The sequence below is a fragment of the Rhizobium sp. P1_E1 genome, assembly GCF_056406015.1.
On the sequence record NZ_JBFUAY010000194.1, the window covers coordinates 1 to 8,093 of the forward strand.

Annotated in this window: 10 protein-coding genes; all 10 read left to right on the top strand. The window is 59.4% G+C overall.

The genetic code is table 11. The annotated features are described in order from the left end of the window. On the top strand, positions 1-315 hold a 315-nt coding region (locus AC1D1Z_RS30915; protein ID WP_477852655.1), incomplete at its 5' end, for an FAD-dependent oxidoreductase. 252 nt (positions 316-567) lie between these two features. Then, positions 568-1,014 (top strand): DUF805 domain-containing protein, encoded by a 447-nt coding sequence (locus AC1D1Z_RS30920; RefSeq protein WP_018448795.1) that lies wholly within the window; start codon positions 568-570, stop codon positions 1,012-1,014. Between the two features lie 213 nt (positions 1,015-1,227). Continuing rightward, complete coding sequence (locus AC1D1Z_RS30925) at positions 1,228-1,674, top strand: DUF805 domain-containing protein (RefSeq protein ID WP_018448797.1); 447 nt, start codon at positions 1,228-1,230, stop codon at positions 1,672-1,674. Positions 1,675-1,873: 199 nt separating this feature from the next. Continuing rightward, entirely contained in the window at positions 1,874-2,317 is a 444-nt protein-coding gene (locus AC1D1Z_RS30930) for a DUF805 domain-containing protein (RefSeq protein WP_026231046.1), read from the top strand. A 3-nt stretch (positions 2,318-2,320) separates the two neighbouring features. Beyond that, positions 2,321-3,076, top strand: a complete 756-nt coding sequence (locus AC1D1Z_RS30935; protein WP_446946568.1) for a hypothetical protein — start codon at positions 2,321-2,323, stop codon at positions 3,074-3,076. Then, complete coding sequence (locus AC1D1Z_RS30940) at positions 3,069-4,343, top strand: hypothetical protein (RefSeq protein WP_477852658.1); 1,275 nt, start codon at positions 3,069-3,071, stop codon at positions 4,341-4,343. Before AC1D1Z_RS30935 ends, AC1D1Z_RS30940 begins: the two co-directional genes overlap by 8 nt. Beyond that, positions 4,330-5,286, top strand: a complete 957-nt coding sequence (locus AC1D1Z_RS30945) for an AAA family ATPase (protein ID WP_018246275.1) — start codon at positions 4,330-4,332, stop codon at positions 5,284-5,286. The genes AC1D1Z_RS30940 and AC1D1Z_RS30945 overlap by 14 nt, the downstream gene beginning before the upstream one ends. Beyond that, positions 5,287-6,606: a DUF58 domain-containing protein gene (locus AC1D1Z_RS30950; protein WP_477852660.1), complete on the top strand. Its 1,320-nt coding sequence runs from the start codon at positions 5,287-5,289 to the stop codon at positions 6,604-6,606. Further along, positions 6,606-7,682 carry a stage II sporulation protein M gene (locus AC1D1Z_RS30955; protein WP_477852661.1) on the top strand — a complete coding sequence of 359 codons (1,077 nt, stop codon included), beginning with the start codon at positions 6,606-6,608 and terminating at the stop codon, positions 7,680-7,682. The genes AC1D1Z_RS30950 and AC1D1Z_RS30955 overlap by 1 nt, the downstream gene beginning before the upstream one ends. Beyond that, the coding region (locus tag AC1D1Z_RS30960; protein WP_477852663.1) for an RDD family protein at positions 7,679-8,093 on the top strand (415 nt) is incomplete at its 3' end. The genes AC1D1Z_RS30955 and AC1D1Z_RS30960, both read left to right, overlap by 4 nt.

Sequence of the window (8,093 nt, forward strand, 5' to 3'; positions counted from 1 at the left end):
GAATTGTTGGGCGGCAATCCGAAACTTGAGGCCGTTCGCCTCGCCGATGGCCGCGTCGTGCCGCTCGATGCCGTCTTCGTCGCGCCGAAAACGACGATGGCGAGCCCGGTTGCCGAACAGCTCGGTTGCGCCTTCGACGACGGCCCGTTCGGGCCGATCATCCGCACCGGTGACAACAAGGAAACCACCATCAAGGGTGTCTTCGCCGCCGGCGATGCGGCAAGCGCCATGCACAATGCCACGCTCGCCTCCGCCTCAGGCGTGCTCGCCGGCGTGCACTGTCATCAATCGCTTGTCATGCAGTCGGCCGCTTAGGGCAGAAACAGCACGTTAAACGGGTCGAATTCTTCCGCGGCAGGCCAGCGACCTCAAGTCCACCTCGCGGTCATCGAGGTGAAAACCTCAACGCGTTAATCATTGCTTTTAAAAGTAATGAGCCAATGCAACCGACTTATTGCAATTTCTACGTTTGAATTGTAGCTGTTTTCATCTGAACGACTATCAAGCAAGACGATGGTGAGACCGTGGATCACCGCGCTTGGAGCAAGCAGAAATGGGGGCATTTCAATGGGGTTTACTGAAGCTGTTCGGACCGTCCTGAAGCAGAAATACGCAACCTTTTCCGGCAGGGCTTCCCGCTCGGAATATTGGTGGTTCATGCTGTTCTATGTGTTGACGGCGTTCACCATTTCATTTGTGGCCGGTCTGACCGGGACCTTTTCCGGTCTCCAAGGTGGAATTTCCGCCCTGGCTACCGTTTTCCTGGTTATCGGCGGATTGTTCATAGTCGCGCTTATTTTGCCGCTGATATCGCTGCAGGTTCGCCGCTTCCATGATCGCAACATGTCCGGATGGTGGTATCTCGCGTTGGTTATCTTGAGCATGGTTCCCTATGTCGGTCTCATTGCAAGCCTCGCGGTCTTGGTTATTAACTTGCTTCCGGGCACAGAAGGCCCAAACAAATTCGGGCCAGATCCGCTGCGTCCCGAAGCGCGAGCGGAGGTCTTTGCCTAGAGCATCGCATCCACAACGTCGGCCTGCTGGTGGCTCTGTTGCTCGCCATCTCGGCTCAGTTTCCGCTTCAGCGAGCGCCCATTTGAAGCAAACGACTTATTGCAATTTATACGTTTGAATTGTAGCTGCTTTTGTTCGAAATTACTATCAAGCAAGACCTTGATAAGACTGTGGGTCATCGTGGTTGCAACAAGACGACATGGGGGCATTGAAATGGGGTTTACTGAAGCTATTCGAACGGTTCTAACGCAGAAATATGCAACCTTCTCCGGCAGGGCCTCTCGTTCGGAATATTGGTGGTTTGCGCTTTTCACTTACTTGATAGGGTTCGCGTTTTTAATTTTGGCCTTAGCGGCAGGCGCCTCTTCTGACCAACAGGGTGGAGTTTCGTCACTGGTCGTCGCAATCATGGTGGTCGGCGGATTGTTTGTGTTGGCAATCTTCTTGCCGTTACTATCCCTTCAGGTTCGCCGCTTCCATGATCGCAACATTTCCGGCTGGTGGTATCTCGCCCTGATCGTTTTGGGCATGGTTCCCTATATCGGTGGCATTACAGGCCTCGCGATTACTATAATTTCCGTCTTTAGGGGCACTGTAGGTCCGAACAGGTTCGGGCCGGATCCGTTGCGCCCCGAAGCGCGAGCGGAGGTCTTTGCCTAGAGGATGGYCATCCGCGACGCCGGCCGGCTGGTGGCTCTGTTGCTCGCCACGTTTCCGCATCAGCGCGCCTGTTTGAAGTATCTGGCTTATCGCAATTTCTACGTTTGAATTTGTAGCTGTTTTCATCTGAATGACTATCAAGCAAGACGATGTGAGAAGGATCACCGCGCTTGCAGCAAGCAGAAATGGGGGCATTTCAATGGGGTTTACTGAAGCTGTTCGGACTGTTCTGAAGCAGAAATACGCAACCTTTTCCGGCAGGGCCTCCCGCTCGGAATATTGGTGGTTCATGCTGTTCTATGGGCTGGCGCTGCTCGCACTTATAATTCCGGCCTTTGTGCTTGCCTTCGCTTTCAGTGGTGGTGGAGCTGTGTCGCCGATTCACTATACCGTGGTCATCTGGCTATTGTTCATACTCGCAATTTTTTTGCCACTGATATCTCTGCAGGTTCGCCGCTTCCATGATCGGAATATTTCCGGCTGGTGGTACCTCGCGCTGTTTATCGGTTGCTACGTTCCCTATGTCGGTCTCCTCGCGGGTGTTGCGATTTTTGTTGTTTCCGTGCTTCCGGGCACCGAAGGTCCGAACAAGTTCGGGGCGGATCCGCTGCGTCCGGAAATAAGATCAGAGGTCTTTGCCTAGAGCATGGCCATCCGCAATGTTAGCCTGCTGGTGGTTCTGTTGTTCGCCACCTCAGCTCAGTTTTCGCCCGTAGAGGCGCAGGATAGCGACAGTCAGCAGGTTGGGGGCGGCGATCGCCAAAAGAGCGCCGTCGGAGCCGAATATGCCGCGCAGTGCCAGCAGAATGGATTGCGCTGCACGCTCGTCTATGGCGATGCCTCTCCAAAGGTCGAACCGGCGTCGAATACGACAACATCGTCGCCGCAACGCAAACCGTTGATGATCCCGCGAGAGCCGGTTGTCAGCGGGTCTCTGGCGGTTGCCGTCGTGCTCGTTGGTCTCATCGTGGCCATCGGCTTGTGGATGCGCTTCGGAAATGGCGGTGTCTTGCTCTCATCTGCTCCACGCGACATCAAGCGGCAGGGGGAGGCGCCGGAAAGCTGGCGCACATCGGTAGCCGAGGCCGAGGAAAAGCCGAGCGACTTCCTGCACCGCATTGCCGCCATGGCGGATCGACGACAGGCGCTTGTCCTGCTGCTCAGGCATTGCCTGCTGCACGCGGCTGATGTGACGGGAACGCGGCTTTTCCGCTCTGACACGGAACGGGCGGTTTTCGCCCGCCTGCCGGACAATATGCCCGACCGCGATCGGCTTGAAAATTTTCTGACCGCGGTTGAACTCGTTCACTACGGCGGCCGCACGCTTGCGGAAAGCCATTTCAGCGTCCTTCTGACGACCGCGCGCGGCTTGCTGTCATCAGGCAGAGTGGCCAATGCGTAACTCGGGCCCTCTTCTGTTTCTGGGGCTTTTGCTTGCGCTGGCGGCGCTGGCAGTCTTTGCGCTGTCGCGCGGCAGCGATTTCGACCGCTCAGCCCTCGGCAACAAGGGGTTGGAATCGTGGCTGCAAGCCAAGGGTATCCCTGTCGTCCGATCCGACCCTCATGTCGCCCGGGCGCGTTCGGAAATCTCGCTGCGCATTATTCCCTTGTCGATACGCCAAGGCGAGACTGTCGCACCTCAGGTAAACGAGGAAGCGGATGACGCAGGCCCGGACAGTCCGATCCGGGAGTCAAACCGCTATGCCCTGCCAACGCTGATCATTTTGCCGAAGTGGCAGGGCAGCGTTTCAACGGATGGTATTGCCAGCAAATCGAGACTGGTCGATCTCGCCGATATCGGCAGYGAACTCGGCAAGATCGGTTATTCAGATTTTGGCTTCGCCCGTAGCAGCACCGATTTTGAAGAGGCGCAGCCGCAGTTGTACCCGGGGCAGCCCATCAGTATCGCCCTCTATCAGGCGCAAACCTTCGAACGGTCGAGCCTCCCGGGTGGTTGGGAGGAGCTCGCGGGCACGCCGTCGGGCGCACTGCTCCTGCGTGGCGAGGACGACCCCAACATCTATCTGCTGTCGGATCCGGACCTGTTGAACAATCACGGATTGGCTCTCGCCGATAACGCCTCCTTTGCCGTGTCGCTCGTGACGCTGTTGCGCGGAGCGGGCGAAAAGCGGCCGGTCTATCTGGATCCATCAGGCTTGCCTCTGGATAGCAAGAAACCGGCGGATGAGGGCCGGACCTACGAGCGCTCTGCCTCCGATTTCAAGCGGTTTTTCGCCTATCCGCTGTCCGTCATCTGGGGAGTGCTGCTCGTCGTTGCCGCCATTTGTTTCTGGCGCGGCGCCTATCGCTTCGGGCCTGCCTTGAACGAGACATCCGGAAACATCGAGCTGTCGAAGACTGCCGCGATCGACGCGACGGCGCGTCTGCTGCGCCTGTCGGGCAATGATGGCCGGATGACCGGACAGTTCGTGCTCCATCTGCTTGCGGACAAGGCGCAACTGGTCTTCGGCCCTGGAGCGGGAAACGAGGCGGGCATAGAGCGGCTGTTTCAGCGTCTGGCGCGCCGCGATCAGGCGGCGGCGAAAGCATTGCACTCGTCAGCACAGGCGCTGATCGATCGTGGACATCTGATGACGCGGGCTAATCTGCACCGCAATCTCGAGACATTCAGAAAATCGCTGGGGAGCATTGACCTTGGATCTAGGTGAATTTCGTAATCTTATCGCTGCGGTTCGTGGCGAGATCGGCAAAGCGGTGCAGGGGCAGGATGCGATCATCGATCTCGTCCTGATCTCGATCTTTGCCGGCGGGCATTGCCTGGTCGAAGGTCCGCCCGGCACGGCCAAAACCTTGCTTGCCCGGTCGGTCTCCGCCGCCATGGCGCTGCAATATCGTCGCATCCAGTTCACGCCAGACCTGATGCCCGGCGATGTTCTGGGCGTCAATCTCTTCAACTTCCAGACAAATCAGTTCCACCTGACCAAGGGCCCGGTCTTTACCGACATTCTTCTCGCCGATGAGATCAATCGCGCGCCGCCGAAGACGCAATCCGCCCTGCTGCAGGCGATGAACGAGCGGATGGTCACGCTTGATGGAACGGATTATTCCCTGGGGCCGGATTTCTTCGTGCTTGCCACGCAGAACCCGATCGAGCAGCAGGGCACCTATCCCTTGCCCGAAGCACAGCTCGATCGCTTCCTGTTCAAGCTTGTCGTCGATTTTCCCAGCCGCGATACGGAAATTGCCATCCTCTCCAAACACGCGACGCAGGCGCTGAAATCAGACCTGCGCAACGCAGGCATCCGTCCGCTTGTCACGAGTGCCGCACTCGCTACAGGGCGGGCGCTGATCGATGCGATCCATCTGGACAACACGATCCTGACCTACATCGTCGACCTTGTGCGCGCCACGCGCTCCGATCCCGACATTCTCTACGGCGCATCCACCCGCGCAGCCGACGCCGTTGCATCGGCAGTGCGCGTGCGCGCGGCTTTCGAGGGAAGGGATTACGGCTTGCCGGACGATGTCCAGGCGTTGCTGGTGCCCGCCTTGCGCCATCGCATCGTGCTTTCGCCCTCGGCGGAAATTGACGGGCGCACGCCGGACGAGGTGCTGCGCAATATCATGAACCGCGTGGATGCGCCCCGTTAAATGCGGCCATCCTCCACTCTGATCGCGCTCGTTCTGATATCAGCCGCGGTGACAGTCTTCACCAGCGTGTGGTGGCGCGACATGAGCTATCTCCTACTCCTCATGTGGCTTGCAATCGCAGCGCTCACGGTCGCCGATCTGGTCATCTCCAACTTGGCGGGCAGGATGACGATCGATTTCGATCTGCCGCCGCAAGGCTTTGTCGGCCACACCACCGCGTTCACGGTCGGCGTACGGCCGCAGAAGGGCGTGCTGCCTCAGAAAATCGAAATCCGGCTCGATCTCGCTCCCGAGCTTGTCGTCGACGAAATCAGATGGCTCAACCCTGCATCGGGTGCCGGGGAAGGGGAGGTCAAGGCCTCTCTGGACCTTCATCTGACCCGGCGGGGACGATACGCGGTCAACGAGCTGTGGCTGAAGTGGCCATCGCGATTGAAGCTGCTCGAGATCATCGCGCGCATGCCGGTGGGCAAAGAGATCGCCGTCCAGCCCGACATATCGCCGGTGCTGTCGGRAGCGATCAAGACCCAGATCCTGCCGCTGGAGGCCGGCCAGAAGGATTTGCGGTTGCGTGGCGAGGGATCGGAATTCCACCAGCTGCGGGAATTTGCCAGCGGCATGGATCCGCGCAGCATCGATTGGAAGCGGTCGGCGCGCATGCGCAGTCTCGTCGTGCGCGAGATGCGGGCCGAACGAAATCACCAGATCATCCTCTGCGTCGATTCCGGGCGGCTGATGGCCGAACAGCTTGCCGGCTTCACGAAGCTCGATCGCGCCATCAATGCGGCGCTCGCCATGTGCTGGGGTGCAGGCCTTGCCGGCGATCTCGTCGGCTTCTACAGCTTCGACAGCCGTCCGCGTCTGTTCGTGCCGGCCTTGCCCGGACGAGCGGCCTTTCCGCGGCTGCAGACGGTGTGCGCCGGGCTGCGCTACGAAACCCAGGAGACCAACCATACGTTGGGACTGACCCACCTGTCCGGACGCCTGAAGCGACGTTCGCTGGTTGTGATATTCTCCGATTTCGTCGACACCATCACGGCGGAGCTGATGATCGAGAACATACAGGTGCTCGCCCGGCATCACTTCGTCGTCTATGTCGCCTTGCGTGATCCGATGCTGGGAAAGCTCATCGAGCCTGAGGAAACGACGCTCGATGCTGTCGCTCGCTCGGTTGCAGCGCGCCAGATCCTTCACGAAAGGCGCGCCGTCATGGAAAAACTGGCGCGTCTCGGCGTGCTTTGCCTCGACAGCACGCCGGAGGCACTGACTTCGGATCTCATTGCGCGCTACATCGAAATCAAATCCCGTGAGATGATATGATGGATATCGGTATCGACGGCAGGATGGATAAGGGCGCGACAGTCAATGTCGGCGCCGTCCAGAACGATACGCTTCGTTCGGCCCGCTTCCGGCTGGAGCGCGAGGCACACTGGCGTCAACTGGACGAACTCGTGACGCGTGCCGAGAAAGGGGGCGCAGCCGCGCTCGGCTATGATGAGGTCCGCAATCTCGCCAGCGGCTACAGGCAGGCGATGAACTCGCTGAGCGTGGCGCGCGATATTTCTCTCGATCGCGCCCTGATTGCCTATCTGGAAAGCCWCTGCGCCCGGGCCTATCTCGTCGTCTACGCCCCGCAGGAAAGCCTGGGCGGCCTGATGAGGCGCCTGCTGTCGCACGGCATTCCCCAGGCCGTGCGTCGCTCGGCCCTACCTTTGTTCATCGGCTTCCTGGCGCTCATTCTGGGGGCGGCTGCCGGATACAGGCTCTGCGCCAACGATCCGAGCTGGTTCTATACCTTGGTGCCGCCGGAGATGGCCGACCAGCGTACGCCTGATGCCTCGACCGACTACCTCCGCTCGACCATCTATGGCGATGAAGGGCATGACAGCGACCGGCTGGCCGCATTTTCCGCCTTTCTCTTTTCCCACAACACGACCATCGTCATCCTGATCTTCACCCTCGGTGTGTTCGTGTCGGTGCCGAGCTTCATCCTGACCTTTTACAATGGTCTGATCCTCGGCGCGTTCTTCGCGATGTTTTATCGCAGAGGGCTGGGCTACGACGTCTTCGCCTGGCTCTCGATCCACGGCGTGACCGAGCTTGCGGCCATCGCCATTGCTTGCGCGGGTGGGGCAAGGCTCGGACTTGCCGTTCTCCTTCCAGGTGCCAGAACGCGAAAGGAAGCCTTGCGCCACCAGGCGCATGATGCCGTCAAGCTCGCCATCCTCGCAGGGCTGATGCTTGTCGCGGCAGCCTTCATCGAAGGCTTCCTGCGCCAGCTGATACAGGATCCGACCTGGCGTCTCGTCATCGGCTGGGGGATGGGCGTCTGCTGGGTGGGCTGGCTGCTGCTTGCAGGCCGCGAAAGCAAAGCGTCGCGTGAGGCGGTGCGATGAACCGGACAGACAAGGACGGCAAGCGCGTCGAGCAGTTCATCCCGCCGGAGGGCGTCCCGATCACCTTCGCCATTGCCTCGCTCGGAACCCGTTTCGGCGCGCAATTCCTCGACATCGTCTTCACCACAATCATCATATTCATCTGTGCCACCGCCATCATCTTCACAGGCGTGCTGCCTATGACGGCGGAGGCGATGCTCATGGTGCTGCTCGGTTTTTTGGTGCAGATCCCCTATTACATCCTCTCGGAACTCATCTGGAACGGACGCACGCTCGGAAAAAGAATAACGGGCATCCGCGTCATCAATGTGGACGGACGGCGGCTTACGCCGCACCAGGTGACCGCACGCAACCTGATGAAACAGGTGGAGATTTTCGCCCCCATGGGCCTTTTGGCTTCGGTCGACACGC

What these genes read in the sequence shown, in the direction of transcription:
- AC1D1Z_RS30930 (WP_026231046.1), top strand. Translation starts at nt 1,874, where the DNA reads ATGGGGTTTACTGAAGCTGTTCGGACTGTTCTGAAGCAGAAATACGCA.
- AC1D1Z_RS30925 (WP_018448797.1), top strand. Translation starts at nt 1,228, where the DNA reads ATGGGGTTTACTGAAGCTATTCGAACGGTTCTAACGCAGAAATATGCA.
- AC1D1Z_RS30920 (WP_018448795.1), top strand. Translation starts at nt 568, where the DNA reads ATGGGGTTTACTGAAGCTGTTCGGACCGTCCTGAAGCAGAAATACGCA.
- AC1D1Z_RS30935 (WP_446946568.1), top strand. Translation starts at nt 2,321, where the DNA reads ATGGCCATCCGCAATGTTAGCCTGCTGGTGGTTCTGTTGTTCGCCACC.